Annotated in this window: 13 protein-coding genes; 2 read left to right on the forward strand and 11 right to left on the reverse strand. The window is 71.5% G+C overall.

Annotated elements, in window-relative coordinates:
* The 4 genes from J0670_RS01845 to J0670_RS01860 all read right to left on the reverse strand — a co-directional run.
* On the reverse strand, positions 1-3,488 hold a 3,488-nt coding region (locus J0670_RS01845), incomplete at its 3' end, for a type I polyketide synthase (RefSeq protein WP_207808906.1).
* Positions 3,489-3,679: 191 nt separating this feature from the next.
* Positions 3,680-4,717 carry a carboxymuconolactone decarboxylase family protein gene (locus J0670_RS01850; RefSeq protein WP_207808908.1) on the reverse strand — a complete coding sequence of 346 codons (1,038 nt, stop codon included), beginning with the start codon at positions 4,715-4,717 and terminating at the stop codon, positions 3,680-3,682.
* A 50-nt stretch (positions 4,718-4,767) separates the two neighbouring features.
* On the reverse strand, positions 4,768-6,423 hold the full coding sequence (locus J0670_RS01855; RefSeq protein ID WP_207808910.1) for an FAD-dependent oxidoreductase: 1,656 nt from the start codon (positions 6,421-6,423) through the stop codon (positions 4,768-4,770).
* Positions 6,420-6,950: a DUF5987 family protein gene (locus J0670_RS01860; RefSeq protein WP_207808941.1), complete on the reverse strand. Its 531-nt coding sequence runs from the start codon at positions 6,948-6,950 to the stop codon at positions 6,420-6,422. Before J0670_RS01860 ends, J0670_RS01855 begins: the two co-directional genes overlap by 4 nt.
* A 379-nt stretch (positions 6,951-7,329) precedes the next feature.
* Here J0670_RS01860 and J0670_RS01865 point away from each other — a divergent pair, with 379 nt between their 5' ends.
* Complete coding sequence (locus J0670_RS01865; protein WP_207808942.1) at positions 7,330-8,049, forward strand: helix-turn-helix transcriptional regulator; 720 nt, start codon at positions 7,330-7,332, stop codon at positions 8,047-8,049.
* Between the two features lie 108 nt (positions 8,050-8,157).
* Here the strand turns inward: J0670_RS01865 and J0670_RS01870 are convergent, their stop codons facing one another.
* The 5 genes from J0670_RS01870 to J0670_RS01890 all read right to left on the reverse strand — a co-directional run bounded on the left by J0670_RS01870 (position 8,158) and on the right by J0670_RS01890 (position 12,650).
* Positions 8,158-9,516: a cytochrome P450 gene (locus J0670_RS01870; RefSeq protein WP_307806341.1), complete on the reverse strand. Its 1,359-nt coding sequence runs from the start codon at positions 9,514-9,516 to the stop codon at positions 8,158-8,160.
* A gap of 2 nt (positions 9,517-9,518) precedes the next feature.
* Positions 9,519-10,493, reverse strand: coding sequence for a DUF1702 family protein (locus J0670_RS01875; protein WP_207808912.1), 975 nt, complete (start codon positions 10,491-10,493; stop codon positions 9,519-9,521).
* Between the two features lie 36 nt (positions 10,494-10,529).
* The gene (locus J0670_RS01880) at positions 10,530-11,513 is read right to left on the reverse strand and encodes a DUF1702 family protein (protein WP_207808914.1); all 984 of its coding nucleotides are present in this window, start codon (positions 11,511-11,513) and stop codon (positions 10,530-10,532) included.
* Positions 11,514-11,694: 181 nt separating this feature from the next.
* A complete protein-coding gene (locus J0670_RS01885) occupies positions 11,695-12,150 on the reverse strand; it encodes an SgcJ/EcaC family oxidoreductase (protein ID WP_207808917.1) in 456 nt (151 codons plus the stop codon).
* A gap of 47 nt (positions 12,151-12,197) precedes the next feature.
* Positions 12,198-12,650, reverse strand: a complete 453-nt coding sequence (locus J0670_RS01890; RefSeq protein WP_207808918.1) for an SgcJ/EcaC family oxidoreductase — start codon at positions 12,648-12,650, stop codon at positions 12,198-12,200.
* A 183-nt stretch (positions 12,651-12,833) separates the two neighbouring features.
* Between J0670_RS01890 and J0670_RS01895 the strand changes: the two genes are divergently transcribed.
* Complete coding sequence (locus J0670_RS01895; RefSeq protein WP_207808920.1) at positions 12,834-13,562, forward strand: maleylpyruvate isomerase family mycothiol-dependent enzyme; 729 nt, start codon at positions 12,834-12,836, stop codon at positions 13,560-13,562.
* A 145-nt stretch (positions 13,563-13,707) separates the two neighbouring features.
* On the opposite strand, the gene J0670_RS01900 is transcribed toward J0670_RS01895, so the two are convergent.
* The gene (locus tag J0670_RS01900) at positions 13,708-14,673 is read right to left on the reverse strand and encodes an enediyne biosynthesis protein (protein WP_207808921.1); all 966 of its coding nucleotides are present in this window, start codon (positions 14,671-14,673) and stop codon (positions 13,708-13,710) included.
* Positions 14,670-16,607 (reverse strand): CRTAC1 family protein, encoded by a 1,938-nt coding sequence (locus J0670_RS01905; protein WP_207808945.1) that lies wholly within the window; start codon positions 16,605-16,607, stop codon positions 14,670-14,672. The genes J0670_RS01900 and J0670_RS01905 overlap by 4 nt, the downstream gene beginning before the upstream one ends.
* Positions 16,608-16,905: the final 298 nt, after the last annotated feature.

Below are 16,905 nucleotides of genomic sequence, written 5' to 3' on the forward strand. Positions count from 1 at the left end.
ACCGACTCGTCGACGTCCTCTCCGGTGAGGGCCGGGCGGTCCAGCTCGACGATCGTCACCGGGACGCCCGGGTGCTCCAGGTGGAGGGTCTTGGCGAACCCGGAGGCGCCGTAGCGGTGCTGGACCACGACCAGCCGGGTGCCGGCCGGGGCCGCGAGGACGGCGCGCCCCGCGTCCAGGAACATCGCGGTCTCGGGTGTCCCGCACTCGCCGGGCAGGCAGAGCAGCACGCCGTCGCCGATCCCGGCCCCGGCCAGTGCGGCGCGCAGCGGCTCGGCGAGCGGGTGGCCGGGTGTGGTGAACACCGGCCAGTGGCCGGCGGGCGCCTGCGGGGCGGCGGCGGGCCGCGGTGCGGCTGCGGCCTCCACGTGCTCGACCGCGAACGGCCGCACCCAGGGGCCGACCCCGGGCACCTCGGCGTCGGCGCCGCCGCCGTCCTGCTCGGTCTCCGACAACTGGTCGATCAGTTCGGCGAGTTCGCCGAGGCTCACGGTCGCGAAGTTGGTCGTCGCGGACAGCACGGGCCGCCCGAGGGCGCGGGTGACGTCGTTGACGATCTGGCCGACGGTGATGGAGCTCAGGTGCAGGTCGTCCATCGGGTGGGTGTGCGCGGTGACGGAGTCCTGCGGGAGCTCGACGCGTTCGGCGGCGAGCCGGCACAGCAGCTCCAGGGTGGAGGCCCCGTCGGCGCCCTCGGCGGCCGGCTGCGCGGCCGTGTCCGCCTCCGTGCCCTCCTGCGCGACCAGTTCGGGGGCGATGGCCGGGGCGGCCTCGCAGGGGCTGGCGAGGAAGGTCATCTCGCCGTCCGCCGGCAGCGGCCGGATCAGCCGGTCGGCGAACAGTTCCCGGGTGCGCACCGGCGCGCCGAGCACGAAGGCGGCGCCGACGACGCGCAGCAGGGTGCCGAGCGTGGGGCTGTCGGTGTCGACGGCCAGGACCGTCCGGTCCGGCGCGATCTCGGCGAGCAGGCCGGACAGCACCCGTCCCGGACCGACCTCCACGACCAGGTCGGCGTCGGCCACCGCCGAGGCGGCCGCCTCGTGGAACCGGACGGGCAGCAGCACCTGGTCCCGGAGCAGTTCGCGCACGTCGGTGGCCGGGTCCAGCGGCCCGCCGCTGACGGTGGAGGCGATCGTCCGCACGGGCGCCTCGAAGTCGAGTTCCGCGAGCCGCTCCGACAGCGCGATCGCGGCCGGTTCGACCAGCGGCGAGTGGAAGGCGTGCGAGACGTTCAGCCGGGTCGCCGTGACGCCTTCGGCCGCCGCCTTGCGGCAGACCGCGTCGACCGCCTCGGCCGGGCCCGAGATCACCGTCTGGCGCGGCCCGTTGTGGCCGGCGACCACCACGTCCTGCCCGGCGGAGAGCCGGGCGACCTCGTCCACGGTCGCGGCGAGGCCCGCCATGGCGCCGCCGCCGCGGCTGGCCTCGGCCATCACCTGGCCGCGGATGCCGGCCAGCCGCAGGACCTGCTCCTCGCTCATCGTCCCGGCCCAGTGCAGCGCCGTCAGTTCGCCGAGGCTGTGCCCGACGGCGGTGTCGGCCTGGATGCCGAGCCCGTCCAGGACGCGCAGGGCGGCCAGCGAGCCGGCGACGATGCGCGGCTGGGCCACCTGGGTGGCGACCTGGTCGCCGCCGGCCGTCAGACCGGCGCCCCGGAACACCTCCTCGGCGGCGGCGAAGCGGCGCCGGATCGCGCCGACCGCGCCCCGGCCCGAGCCCTGCCCGGGGAAGAGGTAGGCGATCCGGGGGGCGGTCCGGGTGCGGGCGAGGAAGATCCCCTCGCCGGCCGAGAACGCCTCCTGCACGCCGGCGTCGAGGAGTTCGCGCAGCCGGCCGAGGGCCCGGGTGGCGTCGTCCGGGTTGGTCGCCACGACGGCGGCGCGGATCGGGCCGTCGGTGAGCCTGTCGGCCAGGGTGCCGGCCAGGTCGGCCAGTTCGGCCTGGGCGAGCTTGGGCGTGAGGTCGAGCAGCCGGTCCACCTCCTCCCGCAGCTCGGCCGGCCCCTGCCCGGCGAGCAGCAGCAGTTCGGCGTCCTGACGGCCGGCGACCAGGCGGACGGTGCGGTCGTCGACGGTGGCCCTGCGCGCCGCTCCGGTGGCCTGGCTGACGGTGATGTGGGTGTTGATGCCGCCGAAGCCCATGGCGGACACGCCCGCGCGGACGGGCTGGTCGGCGGGCCAGGTCTCGGCCTCGCGCGGCACGTACATGGTCGCCGCGTCGCCGAGCAGGCCGGGGTGCGGGTCGTAGTGGCCGGTGGCCGGCGGGATCACCTGGTGGTGCACGGCGAGGGTGGCCTTGATCAGTCCGGCGACCCCGGCGGCGGCCTTGGTGTGCCCGAAGTTGCCCTTGATCGTGCCGAGCGCGGCGGGGCGGGCGGTCGGGTCCGCGGCGCGGCGGGCGGAGGACAGCGCCTCGATCTCGGTGGCGTCGCCGAGCGCCGTACCGGTGCCGTGGCCCTCGAAGTAGGAGACCGTCTCGACGCCGTAGCCGGCCCGCTGGTACGCGCGACTGAGGGCCAGTCGGTGGCCGCCGGCCTCCGGGCGGGTGATGCCGCCCTTGCCGTCCGAGGAGACGCCCCAGCCGGCGATGGTCGCGTAGATCCGGCGGCCCTGCTCCAGCGCGTCCCGCTCGCGCATCAGCACGATCATGCCGGAGCCCTCGCCGGGCCAGAAGCCGTTGGAGTCCTTGTCGTAGACCTTCATCTCGCCGGTGGCCAGGGCGCCGGTCTTGGCGAAGCCGATGACCTCGAACGGGTCGATGGAGAGGTCGACGCCGCCGGCGACGGCCACGTCCAGGTCGCCGTCGGCGAGCGCCTTGGCGGCGGTGACGACGGACAGCAGGGAGGAGGAGCAGGCGCCGTCGACGGTGTAGCCGCCGCCGCGGAGGTCGAAGTGGTTGCAGATCCGGCCGGCGATCGTGTTGGAGAGGCCGCCGGCCAGCGTGTCCTCGCCGATGGCCGGGAACGGGGCCTTGTAGCGGCCTTCGAGCGACGTGAGGAACGCCGCCGTGTCCTCGTCGGCCCAGCCCTGGTCGGCCAGGGCGGCGGCCACCGTGCGCCGCACGTAGGGCCACCGCAGCCGCATGATGTTGGCCCGCGAGAATTCTCCGGTGAGGCTGTTCCCGACCACGACTCCGGTGGCCTGCTTCGGCAGTCCGGAACCGTCCGGGAATCCGGCGTCCGCCAGCGCCTCGGCGGCCACGTCCAGGGCGAGCCAGTGCGTCAGGTCGGTCGAACGGTAGGTGCTGCCGGCGACGCTGTACTTGACCCGGTCGAACTCGAAGTCCCGCAGCACCGCGGCCTTGGTCGCGTAGAACCGGTCCGGTGCGCTGCGGTCCGCGGACCAGTAGTCCGCGCTGTTCATGCGCTCGTCCGGAAGCTTCCGGAACGCCCGGCGGCCGCTCAGTACGTTCTCCCAGAGCTCGTCCGCCGAATTGGCATCCGGGTAGCGGAGGCCTATTCCGATGATGGCTATCCGCTCATTACTCATGCACTCACCGCCCACGGAGACGAATTGACAGAAAGACAATTCAAGGATGCCCCCACCCCCAGGGGGTTGTCTTCTCCGAGTTTGCTTATCGAATTCCATAACACTGTCATAAATAACACTGTAATTTTTACTGGGAATGCGACGAAGCTCCGGTCGTCGACCGGAGCTTCGTTTCCCGCTGTGACGTCGTGTCAGCTCACGCCGCTCGGCGCACGCGCGCCGCCGAGCCGGCTCCCCACCTCCCGTGCCGCCGTCAGGGCCGCCCACGCGGTGAGCTCGACCAGTCCGGCATCACCGGGCTGACCGAGCCGGTACTGCGCCACCAGGCCCTCGTCCACCCGGTACGCGGCCTTCGCCGTCAGCAGCGCGAGCCGCCCGGCCGGGCGCTGCTCCTCCGGAAGGCCGCTCACCGCCTTCTCCAGCCAGTCGCGGCCGAGCCCGGGCGAGCTGCCGTCCCACTGCGCCAACTCGGCCCGCACCAGGTCCCGTACGGGCTCCGGCACCGACCGCGCCCCGGCCGCGTCGATCACCGAGGCCGCCCTCGCGAAGGCGCCCGCGATGCTCGGCGTGCCGGCCGCCCACGCGAGGTCGGCGGGCAGGGCGGCGGACGCCAGCAGGTCCAGCGACCCGCCCGCCGCCGGGGCGCTGCGGGCGTAGTGCCGCAGCCGCCGGCCGAGGACGGCGGTGACCGCCCGCCGTACGGCCGCCGGCGCCCCGGGCGGGACGAGGTCCTCCTGGAGGAACACGCTGACCATCCGGTTCAGGTAGTGGAAGGTGACGGCCACCCCCACCAGCTCCGGGGCCTGCTCCGCGGGGAACGGCGCCGCGGCGTCCGTCGCCGGGCGCCACCCGCCGTGCTCCCCGAGGCCGCCGACCGGGCGGCGGGGCTCCCCGTCGCCGATCAGCGCGGCCCAGGTCGCACCGTGCACCGCCGCACAGTACGGGCAGGAGTTGGCCTCCGACACCGCGGCGGCCACCTCCTCCTTGGCCGCGCGGTCGACCCGCCCGGCCGCGACCAGGGTCTCCCGCAGCATCACCCAGGACGCCGCGAGGACCGGGGGCGAGGCCGCGTGCAGGGCGACCGGCGGCGCGAGCATGCCGAACTCCCGCTCCACCTCGGCGTAGACGCCCGCCACCTCACTCCGGGCGTCGGCCGGCCGGACCGGGGTGACGTGGCGGATCTGCGCCAGCGCCCCCCGCAGCACCGGCCGCAGGAACGGTGTCGCCATGATGGATGCCTCCTCGTGGGTTCTCGGCTTCGTCCGACCCTCGCCGTGCGCTACTCGCGCACCAGGTCGCGCAGTTGCGACTTCACCCCGCGCCGGCCGCTGGTCGACCCGTCCGGCGACGGCGCGCCGTAGGTGACCTTGACCCCGCGCTCCTGGAGGGTCTTCACGATGCCGGGGATGGCCCGCTCCGCGAGCGCGGAGATGGTCAGCGCCGGGTTGACGGTGAGCGCCGCCGGCACCGCGGAGCCGTCGGTGACGAAGATGCCCGGGTGGTTGCGCAGTTCCTGCCGGTCGTCCAGGGCCGAGGTCTGCGGGTCGTCACCGATCCGGCAGGACGCCAGCGGGTGAACGGTGTACGCGCCGACCACGTCGTTGGTCCACGGCATGACCTTGGCGAGGCCGTCACGCTCCAGGATGTCCTTCACCACGGCGTCCGACTCGGCCCAGCCGCGCAGGGTGTTGGCCGTCGGCCGGTACCGGATCGGGCCGCGGCCGAGCATCTGCTGCGAGATCCGGTCGGCGTTGCCGGTGGCCGGCGGCGGGCCGAAGACGCCCTCGTTGTCGTCCTCGACCATGGTGAAGACGGTCAGCCAGGACTGCCACTGGCGGACGAGCTCCTTCTTCTCGACGCCGAACCAGCTGGGGCCCGTGGCGTCCGGCACCTGCGCCAGGATGGTGCCGAAGCCCGGCGGGAAGTACAGCTGCTCCAGGGAGAAGCGGGAGTGCTCCGGCAGGTTCCCGTCGAGGTTGTCCCAGCTGGCCACGACCGGGCCCTTGCCGATCTGGTTGGCCCGGAAGGCCTCGCCGTCGCCGCGCTTGAGCCCGAGCAGCTCGCGCGCCCGGTCCTCGTTGACGACGGCCGTGTTGAGCCGCTCCCCGTTGCCGGAGAAGTAGCGGCCCACGGCGTGCGGCATGGCGCCGAGGGTGGCCTCGGAACGCTGGAGGATCACCGGGGTGGCACCGGCGCCGGCCGCCAGGATGACGATCTTCGCGTCGATCGTCCCGTTGCCGACGTGCACCCGGTAGTCGGTGTCGTCGATGACGTTGTAGTGCACCCGGTAGCCGCCGTCGTCCGTCCGGGAGAGGTGCTGCACCTCGTGCAGCGGCCGGATCTCCGCGCCGTGGGCGAGGGCCGCCGGCAGGTAGTTCAGCAGCAGGGAGCGCTTCGCGTCGAAGCGGCAGCCGGCCATCATCCAGTTGCAGTTGGTGCACTTCGCCCGGTCGATCGCGGCGGGGACGGGGTTGGCCGTCCGCCCGGCGTGGTCGCAGGCGGCCGCGAACAGGCCGCCGGAGTACGTGACGTCGTTCCAGTCCTGCTGGGTGATCGGCAGCGCCTCGACCACCCGGTCGTACCAGGGGTCGAGGGAGTCCCGGGTGATGCTCTTCGGCCACATCCGCCGGCCGATGCTGCCCTTGCGCTCGAAGGCGAAGCGCGGCGCCCGCGGCATCGCGGCGAAGTACACCACGCTGCCGCCGCCGACGCAGTTGCCGCCGAGCAGGCTCATGCCGTCGCCGACGGTGAAGTCGAAGACGCGGGTGTACGAGGAGCCGAGCAGGAAGTCGTGGTCGAAGTCCTGGGCCTCCAGCCACGGGCCGCGCTCCAGGACGGTGACCTTCGCGCCGCCCGCGGCCAGGTGGTAGGCCGCGATCGCGCCGCCGAAGCCGCTTCCCACGATCAGGACGTCGGTGCTGTCGCTGCTGCTCATGCGGGGCTCCCTGTGGGCGTGGTGTCCGGGTGCGGGTCGGCGAGGCGACGGCCGTACGAGAAGTCGGGGAACCGCCAGAGGCCGTCGTCGTCCGGCTTCATGAACCCCATCGTGACCAGGCCGGGGTGGCCGGCCGCCATCGCGTCGGCGGTGTGCATGTGGGCGGCGGTGTCGAACGCCATGTTGCTGAACAGGGCCAGCAGCACCCAGAGTTCGCGGTCCTCCTGGTCCGGCCCGGTCAGTGTGCGGACGACGGTGGTCCGGTCCTCGAAGGCGAGCGCGACGAACGGCGGCACCGTCCCGTCGAGCCGCAGGCCGTGCTCGGCCGCGTAGGTCCGTGCATGTTCGTTCAGCATCCGGGCATAGTCATCCAGGACCGTCGATACTCCGGTCGCCGGCGTCTCCAGCAGTTCGATGGCGCCGGCCGCCACCGCGCCGCCACCGGGCGACGCGCCCGCGACGGCCCGATCGTCGGGCGAGCGCTTTTCGCCCGGAACGATCGTGTCCGCGAACGCCTCGAGCGTCATCGTCCGTTCTTCCCGTTGTTCATCTCGGGATTCTGAGCGCACCAGTGCCTCCTCAGATGTTTTCACCTTGGTGACCCCAGCATCGTCCGCGCACAACCGCACCGTTGGCATCTCCTGCATTGCTGTGGTCGGCCGGTAATTTACCGACCGGTATCAATTGGCCTATGCCATTGGCGCATGCCGTGACCATTGCACTTGTCATGGTCACCTGCTACGGTCGACAGTCGTTATCGCAGCGATATTTATCGTCTGCGATATTTTCAAGAGCGGAGGTTTTCTTAACCCGTTTCCAGCTAGGTCGCCCCGCACGCGTGTCAGCGAACTTGGAGTCGGTATGAAACCAGCTATCGAGCAAGCCGTGACCCGGGCCATCGAAACCATGCACGAGAATATCGGGGAGCTGCTGACCATAGATGATATGGCACAGGCAGCCATGTACAGCAAGTTCCATTTCTCCAGGGAATTCCAGCGCGTGACCGGGGTTTCGCCGGGCCGCTTCCTCTCCGCCCTGCGAATCGAAGAGGCCAAACGACTCCTCATGGCGACCACGCTCACGGTGACCGAGATCAGTCACCGCGTCGGGTACAACAGCGTCGGCACGTTCAGCTCCCGGTTCGCGAGCAGCGTCGGCGTCTCGCCCTCGATGTTCCGTCAGCTCAAGGGCTTCACCCCCCGGATCCAGGTGGCCCCGTGCTGCGACACCAACCCCGAGCTCGCGACCGTACGGGGCGAGATCCGGGCATCGGTCGCGGGAGACCTCGGCTGTGTGTTCATCGGGCTGTTCCCCACCCGGATCCCGGAGGGCAGACCGGCCGCCTGTACCGTCCTGCCCCGCCCCGGGAGCTTCTGCCTGGAACAGGCACCGGCCGGCACCTGGTATCTGCTGGCGCATTCCGTCCCGGCCTCCATGGGCGAGGTGCTGACCGGCGATCAGGAGCTCTCCGTGGGTTCGGTCGGGCCGATCGAGGCCCGTCCGGACGTACCGCTGCTGCCCGTCGAACTGCGGTTGCGGCCGATCCGGGCCCTCGACCCGCCGGTCCTGATGGCCCTGCTGGACGTCCGGGCCGAGGCGTTCACCGCGGCGTCGATCGCCGGCTGATCCACCGCCGCCCCGCGCCGGCTCCGACGAGTCGTGCTCCCCGGCGCGCAGCCCCCTGAGAGGTCGACAGGAGGCTGCGCGCACCGGCTCACGAAGGGTCGGGCCGACTCAGGCGACGGAGTGCACCGTCATCGGAAGCCCGCCCTGCACCCGCAGGGACAGCATCGGCTCGGCCACCACCCGGTAGCCGGGCACCTTGGCCAGCCGCAGCTCGCGGGCGATCAGGGCGATCGTGAACGTGGCCTCCATCAGCCCGAGGTGGTTGCCGACGCAGAACCGCGGGCCGGCCCCGAACGGGATGTAGGCGTACCGCGGCCGGTCCGACACCCGGTCCGGGTGGAAGCGGTCCGGGTCGAACTGGTCCGGGGCGTCCCAGAACCCGGGGTGGCGGTGCAGCGTGTACGGGCAGATCAGGACGTCGGCGCCGGCCGGCACCCGGTACCCGCCGACCTCGTCCTCGCCCTGCGCCTGCCGGGGCAGGATCCACACCGGCGGATAGAGCCGCATGACCTCCTCGACCACCCGCGCGGTGTAGCGCAGGCTGTGCAGGTCCTCGAAGCGCGGCAGCCGGTCGCCGAGCACCTCGACGGCCTCGGCGTGCAGCCGCTCCATCACCTCGGGGTGACGGTCGGCCAGGTAGAACGTCCAGCCGAGGGTGCTCGCCGTGGTCTCGTGGCCGGCCAGCAGCAGGGTGACCAGCTCGTCCCGCATCCTCTGCCGGCCGACGCTCGGGTCGGACTCCGCCCGGGTGGAGACGATCAGCCGGGACAGCACGTCGTCCGCCTCGGTGTCGGCGCCGTCGCGCGAGCGACGGTCCGCCACCAGCCGGTCGACCACCTGCTGGAGGTCCCGCCGGGCCTGCTGGAACCGGCGCTGCTTGGCCAGCGGCACCCAGCCCGGCACCAGGCCCATGGTGACCATGTCGAACATGGCCTGGTCCTGGACCGCCTCGAAGTCCTGCCCGACCCCCTCGAAGGCGCCGAGGTCGACGTCGAGCAGGGTGCGGCCCAGCACTCCGAGGGTGAGCCCCGTCATCTCGTGCACCACGTCGACGGGGCCGCCGCCCTCGTGGGCGCGCAGCCGGCCCACCAGCTTGGCCGCCTCCTCCGCGACCACCTCGGCCTGCTGGGAGATCCGCTTGTGCTGGAAGGCCGGCTGGATCAGCTTGCGCTGCTTCTTCCAGAGCTCGCCCTCGCTGGTCAGCAGGCCGTTGCCGAGGGCCCGGCGGGCCTGGATGAGTCCGATGCCCTTGTGGTAGTTGGCAGCGTTGTCCGCCAGCACGTGCTTGGCGTGGTCGGGGTGGTTGAAGAAGTAGAGCGTCTTCGGGCCGATCGACATCCGCACCGCGTCGCCGTACTCGGCGGCGGCCGAGCGCATCAGCGCGAGCCGGTCCCCCACCAGGTCCCGCAGCAGGGCCGGAGTGGCCCTGCGCGGCGGCCCGGGCGGCACCCGGTGTGCCGTGGTCACGGCTACCCCCTTCCCGGCTCGGCGAAGGCGGCGGCGATCGCCTCGCGCCACACCTGGTAGGTGGGCAGCCCGCCGCTCGCCCCGGCGGCCGGCCGCCGGTCCTGGGTGACCTTGGCCGCCTCGACCGGCCCCATGCCGCAGAAGATCCGCGTCGCGAGCTCGGTGTGCGGCGTCAGCAGCCCGGCCTTGACGCGGGCCTCGGCCGCGAAGGCGCTGCCCTGCGCGACCATGTCGCGGTGTTCCCCGGCGCGGTCCCGGAAGGCCCGCAGCTCCTCCTCCTCGGCGCCGCCGGCGTAGGTGGCGGCCAGTCCGGCGCCGCTGAAGAGGTCGGACCGCCGGGACTCGGGGTACTTCTCGATCATCGTGGCCACCAGGTCCGCGTCGGTGCCGCCGACGAACCACAGGGCCCGGCCGATGCCCTGGTCGATCGCCCGGCCCGCGTACGAGGGCGAGTCGTGGGCCGGCCAGGGGAACACCTCCTCCCGGTACTGCCGGTGGACGTAGTCCGCCGTCCGGAAGTACGCCTGGTGGAATCCGTAACCGTCGAGCACCAGCCAGCGCAGCAGCGGGTCGAGCCGGTCGATGTCGGGCCAGCAGAACCGCGGCAGGCGCGCCATCGCCCAGCCGATTCCGACGTACACCATGTAGACGTGGTCCGCGCCCCTTCCGGAAAGGAATCCGGACACCGCGCCGCGGCCGGCCACCGGCAGGCCGTCGAGCATGGCGAAACCCATGCCGGCGCCCTCGTAGGCGAATCCGCGGAAGCGGGTCGGGATCTTCTCCAGGCGCTGCTCCGCCTCGGCCGGGACGCTCGCCTCCATGGCGTACGCATAGCCTTCGAGGAACGTCCGGCCGACCGTCTCCAGAACTTCCTGGGCGGCCGGCGACTTCTTGTGGAAACCGCGTTTGTCGAGGAGCGTCTCGGAAACGCTCGGTGTGAGGACACGACGGCGGAGGTTCCGCCATGCACTGGGCACGCTGTTCTCCCCTCTCTGCTGCTGTGTTGAACCGGGTCAGCGAACGGAATCCACGGCTCCGAAAAAGGCGCGGACATTGGCCCGCCACACCTCGTAGGCCGGTTCGCCGTTCGGGCCCGCGCCGTGGGCGGCCGATTCGTCGGCCAGCACCGCGGCCTCGGCCGCCGACAGGCCGGTCAGGGCCAGCGAGGCGGCGTCACCGTGCTCCGGGACGAAGCCCGCGTGGACCCGCGCCTTGGACGCGAACACCGAGCCCTGGGCGAGCTGCGCCCGGTGCGGGCCGGCCTCGCCGCGCAGCTCGGCCAGCCCCTCGGCCGAGCAGCCGCCGGCGAAGGTCGACGCCAGGCCGACCCCGCTCCACAGGTCGGCGTGCCGCTGGTCGGCGAACTTCCGTACGGCGGAGGCGACCTGGGCCGGCTGCCCGCCGTGGATGAACCACAGCGCCCGGCCGATCCCCTGGTCCACCGCCCGCCGGAAGTAGCCGGAGTCCCCCAGCCACGGGTACGGCTGCGGCACCCGCTGCTCGTCCACCCAGCGCCGGGTGTTGAAGTAGGCGAGGTCGAAGCCGTAGCCGTCGACCGCCAGCCAGCTCATCGTCGGGTGGTAGGGCGTACCGCCCAGGTCGGGCAGCACCTTCTTCCACAGTGGTCGCGGCAGCCGCGCCATGGCGAAGCCGATGCCGATGTAGGCCAGGAAGATGTGCGGCTGACCGGGACCGGTCAGCAGGTCGAGGGTCCGCCGGCCCCGGCCGGTCGCGTCCAGGATGGTGAAGGCCATCGTGGCGCCCTCGTAGGCGAACCCTCGCTGTTCCGGATCGACGAGGCTCAGTCGACGCTCCAGCTCCCACTGGGAGCGGGCGTCGATGCCCCACTCGAAGCCGCAGACCACCGCCTGCGGCACCGCCTCCAGCCGTTCGGTGGACGGCGAGCGCGTCACCGGGAATCCCCGGCGGGCGAAGGTCACCTCGGCCAGTTGCGGCGTCAGCAGCAGCCTGCGCAGCGAACCCCAGGTCGTCGGCATGATCCCTCCCGGTTCGGGACCGGAAATCCGGCCTCTCCATGCTCCCGGCGCGGTTTCCCGGCGGGCATCTCTACGGTTGCGCTCTGCGCGGTCGTACCCCGCGCGGTTCCGTTCCGCGTCGGGGGATGCGACCGCCCCGGACACCAAGGAGAATCCGGGGCGGTCGGCGGGTGTGTGCGGATCAGCCCTTCAGCGGGCTGGTCTGGTGGCTGAACAGCCGCCAGTCGCCATCCCTCCTGACGACCACCCAGGTCGCCCGGAAGCTGTTCTCGGGGACCGGCTCCTCCTCCCCGGCGCGGACCACTCCGCCCTGGGTGACCGCCACCGCCACGTCGGGGGTGAGCAGCCGGATGTCGACGGGCTCCTCGACCAGCCGGGAGCCCTTGTACGAACCCGCGAAGGCCTCCGCCATGTACGTGCGGATCTGCTCGCGGCCCCGGAGCTGGTTGTCGCCGATCAGCTCGCTGCCGTCCTCGGTGTACAGCTCGGCGAGGGCGTCCGCATCGCCCGAAGCCCAGGCCGCACCCACCCGCAGCGGCACCGTGAGCACCGCGCCCTCGGTTCCGTTCGAGAACTCGCCGTAGCGCGAGGCCCACTGCTTGGCCTGCGTCACCAGCGACGCCGCCTTCTCCGTCATCCTCTCATCTCCTGTTCAGGGGTGTGGAATTCGGGACTCGGTTCGGGCTACCAGCGCAGGGTCGCGCCGGCGCCGCGGGGGCTGTTCTGGTATGCCGCGAGCCTCCACTCGCCGTCGGTGCGCACCACCACCCAGGTCGAGCGCACCGCGAGCTCCTCGGCGATCTCGGTCTCGCCGGGCGCCAGGATGCCTCCGTGGGTGCGGATCAGCGCCACGTCGTCGCTGGCGAACCGGACGTCGACCGGCGCGCCGGTCACGCCGGTGCCCTTGAAGGGGCCGGCGTACGCGGCCGCCATGAACACCCGGATCTCCTCGCGGCCGCGCTTGAGCACGTCGCCCGGGAGGATCAGGATCCCGTCCTCGGTGAACGAGTCCGCGACGCCCTCGGCGTCGTTGTGCGCCCACGCGGCGACCAGTCGCAGCGGAACGCTCAGCACGTCCTTCTCACGCTCGCTGGTGAACTCGCCGTAGTAGGCGTCCAGGTCCGCTATCGCTGTCATTTCCGACAACTCCCGTCTGTCAGGCAGTACTTCACTGTCAGAATCCGCCTCGGAACGCGCTCGGGCATCTCCGGAAGTGCTGTGTCGCCGGGGCCACGGCCCAACGTCGAAAGAGCGTCGGACAGAATGCAATGGCTTCGCACGACGCCCGGCAACGAACACCCCTGACCGAGGAGAACCCGTATGAGCACGGATCGTCGGCACGTGGCCACCGCGACCACCGCCAACCGGTGGGAACGGTGGCCCGACCATCTCGCCTACCGCAACTCCCGGGAGAACATCACCGAGTTGACCGGCGGCCGGCCCGAGGCCGCGAACCTCCCGATTCCCGCGTGTCCGGGCTGGACCGTCCTGGACGCCGTTGGCCACCTGGTGGCGATCTGCCGCGCGGTCGCGGCCGACGAGCCCGGCAACCTGTGGGAGGTACCGCACACGCGGGGCGCCACCCTGGACGAACTCCTCACCGAGTGGGCCGCGTTGGACGCCCCGATGGCCCAGGTGGTCACCACCGCCCCGCAGCTGCGCCACACCATGATGATGATGGACGCCTTCACCCACGAGCTCGACATCCGGCGGACCCTGGGCGCGCCCGTCCCCGCCGACCACCCCTCCTACCCGTCCTCGCTGGACCTCGTCGTCCGCGGCCTCGCCAACTCCGTGCGCGAGCACGGGCTGCCCGCGCTGCGGATCGAGACGCCCGGCGGCGGGTGGCAGGCCGGTGACGGCGAGCCGGCCGCCACCGTCCACGGCCACCGCCACGACCTGCTGCGCTCGCTCACCGGGCGGCGGACGCACCGGCAGATCTCCGGCCTCACCTGGAGCGCCGCTCCCGAGCCGTGGCTGCCCGCGTTCACCTGGGGGCCGTTCGACCCGCCGGCGGAGGCCTCCGAGGCGCTGACGGACGAGCGGTAGGAACGCGGAAAGGGGCCTGTGGCGCCGACCGGCGGTCGGCGCCACAGGCCCCTCAACGGCTCAGGCCCCTCAACGGCTCAGGCCCCTCTGCGGATCAGGCCCCTCAACGGACCGGGCCCCTCGGCGGACCAGGCCTCTCGGCGGGTCAGGCCACGACCGCCCCGGCCTCCGCCTTCGGCAGCCGGGCGGCCGCCTCGTCGCCGGCGGCCGTACCGGCGCCGCGCGCCTGCCGGGACTTGTTGATCAGGTGTGCCACCCACCAGCCGAGCCCGCGCAGGCCGCAGACGATCGTGGTCGCGAAGAACAGCGTGTAGACGACGTTGAACTGCATGAGGATCGCGTACACGAAGGCGACCGAGGAGCCGAACATGAACTGCGCCCGGCCCTTCATCGGCGTCGTCCCCGGGTCGGAGATCATGTAGTTGGTGAACAGCACGAAGGCGACACCGGTCATCGCGCCGAGCGCGGAGAACAGCGCGACGTCCCAGATCCAGTGCCGGATGAAGGCCTGGATGGCGAAGGCGCCGAGCCAGCCCACGATCAGCGGGGTCCGCTTGGTGAGCAGGGCGTTGATCACCGTTCCGGCCGTGGCGATGATCAGCGGGATCATCACCCGGAAGAAGGTGTTCGCGTTCTCCGTGAACTCGTACGGCGGCGCGATGCTGAACCAGGAGCCGAAGCACACCAGCGACATCGTGATGCCGAAGTTCGACGGGTTCATGAAGTGCCGCATCCGGCCCGCGATCGGGGCCTGCAACGCGTGCTTCCCGCCGACACCGATGACCACGCCGAAGAACAGCGGCAGCAGCTGGTTGTTGCCGTACGTCAGCATGTTGACGGCCAGGGCCGTGATGTGCGCCGGCAGCAGGAACTCGTACAACCCGCGGAAGCCGTTCCCCCGGAAGCGGGGGGCGCGCCGCTGGGCCCAGGCGCTGATCAGCTCGAAGCCGATCTCACAGGTGTAGGCGGTGGCCACCGCGATGAACGGCCACAGCCACGGCTGCTCGAAGCCGAGCAGGGTGTACCCGAAGGCGTTGAACACGCTGATCGAGATCGCGAAGTTGCGCAGGGCGAGGTACCGGGGGTCCTTCGCCTTGGTGGCTGCCGTCATCGGCTCGAAACCTCCTGGACGTCGCTGGTCAGCATGAGGGAGTGGTTGCCGGCGTTGAGCTGCTGCGTCTTCTCGTGCTGGGCGCCGCTCGCGTCCCGCCACCTCATGTTCACGGTGACCGGCCCGTGGTAGGAGCCGAGCCCGAAGCGCACGTCGAAGCTGCGGAAGCCGCTGTGGCCGCCGCCACCGTCGAGCTGGGAGATCTGGGTGCCGTCCGGGGTGGTGACCTTCACCGTGGTGCCGTACGCGGGCACGCCGGTGTTCACCAGGCCCTCGTGCGCCGTGGAGCCGTCCGCGAGCGGCCGGAAGAGGTTCAGGTTCAGGTAGTTGCCCCGGTTCGGCGAGGTGTTGCAGTAGAAGGCGGGCGGCCCCCACTGGCGGGCCACCGCGAAGTCCAGCGCGCCGGTGCCGGTGGTGTCGCCGGTGGCGATGGCCCTGGTCGGGGTCGGCACCGCGATGCCCAGCTGGTCGCTGATGTTGACGTACTTGCCGCTGGGGCTCTTCGCGTAGAAGGCGATCGCCTCGTCGCCCGCGATGTCGTCGCCCGGCTGGACGTTGGGCCACATCGCCGGGTTGGACAGCAGGTCGTCGTTGGTCATGGCCATCTCCTGCAGCCACGGCCAGCGGTCGATGTTGCCCTTGACGAAGCCGTCGGCCTGGAGGATGGAGAGGTCCCCGTTGTTGAGGAAGTCGCCCATCTTGGTGTCCCAGCCCCACCCGGTCCAGGCCACGCCGTGCTCCTGGGCCTGCTGGGTGAACGGCGCGATGCCGGCGTCGAGCTTGCGCCGCATCTCGTCCTCGTCCTTCGCCTGGTTGATCCAGAGGAAGTTGCTCTCCTCCAGGCCCCAGGCGACGGTGATGTTGCTGACCATCATGTCGTACTTGCCGGTGCGGCGGAGGTCACCGAAGTCGACGCCCATGCCCTTGAACGAACCGTTGCCCAGGATGAAGGACTTGGGCGTGGTCGGGGTGCGTTCGCCCTTGGCCTCGGTGAACCGGATCTTCCCGGGGGTCGACCGGTTGTACAGCAGGTGCGCGTGGCCGAAGTCGTTGGCGATGTACAGGTCGGGCAGGCCCTCACCGGTCAGGTCGGCGCCCGAGATCGCCAGCGTCCAGCCGGTCGAGGCGTCGTACGGGATGGCGTCCTTCTCCTCGACGTACGAGGCGGTGGGCTCGGTGCCCGACGTGCCCTGGTACCAGCGCAGCACGTGGTCGCCGCCCGCGTTCTTGGCGCTGGACAGCGAGTCGTTCATCACGACGTTCTTCAGGCCGTTCGGGTCGAGCACGTCCGAGTCGGGGAAGTAGTTGCCGATGACGATCGACGGGTGGCCGGTGCCGTCGAGGTCGCCCACGTAGGCGGCGTCGGTGTTCCAGCGCGGTCCGTGGTACTTCCCGTCGATGGACTCCGAGGCCACCAGCTCGCGCGGCACGTAGGCGTTCGCCGAGGGCGTGGTGGCGTCCGACTTCGCCATGAACAGGATCGGCGTGCGGCCCCAGTACGTCACCAGGAAGTCCGTCCGGCCGTCCCCGTTGAAGTCCCCGGGGGTGCAGCCGGTGGGCGCCATGGCGTCGTCCATCGGCAGCGGCGCGCCGTCGAGCAGGAAGGGCGTGAACTTGTCGGCCGGCCGGGCGGTCGGCGTGTAGGTCACGATCACGCTGTTGGTGCGGGTGTCCACGATGCACATGCCGTCGGCCAGACCGTGGCCGGTGACGTCGTTGATCGCGATGCTGGCCCCGACCGAGGAGATCCACGAACGGATCTTCTGGTACGCCGGGTTGACCACCCGGACGGTGTTCATCGGCTTCTGGTCGTAGCCGGGCGGCATGGCGATGGGCATCTCCTTGAAGGCGTACTGCTTCGCCACCTCGTCACCCCCCGGCGCCGCGACCGAGGCGCGCGCGGCGAAGAAGAGCGAGGCGGCCACCAAAACCACCACCAGGCCGGGTATCAGTCTGCGGAATCGCTCACTGTAAGCCACCTAATTCCACCCTTCTGTGGGGATCAACAGGGCCTGTGTGCTCGCGAATTGATCAGGGGAGCCGAACCTTGATTGGGATTGCCCGGCACCTTCCTCGCCTTCATCAGGAAGTACGGGAGCCCGTCGAAATCCTTCGCCAGGATTCGCATCCGATGCCATCAATGTGCCCGAGACGTCTCCGTGGGCGCTTCTCCCTGAATGCGAACCTAGGGGGGGAAACGCGCACGCTCGAAGGTGCACGACCAGGCGCGGC

This window comes from Streptomyces sp. FH025 (assembly GCF_017427025.1).
In the GTDB taxonomy this organism is placed as follows: domain Bacteria; phylum Actinomycetota; class Actinomycetes; order Streptomycetales; family Streptomycetaceae; genus Kitasatospora.

What these genes read in the sequence shown, in the direction of transcription:
- J0670_RS01850 (WP_207808908.1), bottom strand. Translation starts at nt 4,717, where the DNA reads ATGGCGACACCGTTCCTGCGGCCGGTGCTGCGGGGGGCGCTGGCGCAG.
- J0670_RS01855 (WP_207808910.1), bottom strand. Translation starts at nt 6,423, where the DNA reads ATGAGCAGCAGCGACAGCACCGACGTCCTGATCGTGGGAAGCGGCTTC.
- J0670_RS01860 (WP_207808941.1), bottom strand. Translation starts at nt 6,950, where the DNA reads ATGACGCTCGAGGCGTTCGCGGACACGATCGTTCCGGGCGAAAAGCGC.
- J0670_RS01865 (WP_207808942.1), top strand. Translation starts at nt 7,330, where the DNA reads ATGCACGAGAATATCGGGGAGCTGCTGACCATAGATGATATGGCACAG.
- J0670_RS01880 (WP_207808914.1), bottom strand. Translation starts at nt 11,513, where the DNA reads ATGCCGACGACCTGGGGTTCGCTGCGCAGGCTGCTGCTGACGCCGCAA.
- J0670_RS01885 (WP_207808917.1), bottom strand. Translation starts at nt 12,150, where the DNA reads ATGACGGAGAAGGCGGCGTCGCTGGTGACGCAGGCCAAGCAGTGGGCC.
- J0670_RS01890 (WP_207808918.1), bottom strand. Translation starts at nt 12,650, where the DNA reads ATGACAGCGATAGCGGACCTGGACGCCTACTACGGCGAGTTCACCAGC.
- J0670_RS01895 (WP_207808920.1), top strand. Translation starts at nt 12,834, where the DNA reads ATGAGCACGGATCGTCGGCACGTGGCCACCGCGACCACCGCCAACCGG.
- J0670_RS01900 (WP_207808921.1), bottom strand. Translation starts at nt 14,673, where the DNA reads ATGACGGCAGCCACCAAGGCGAAGGACCCCCGGTACCTCGCCCTGCGC.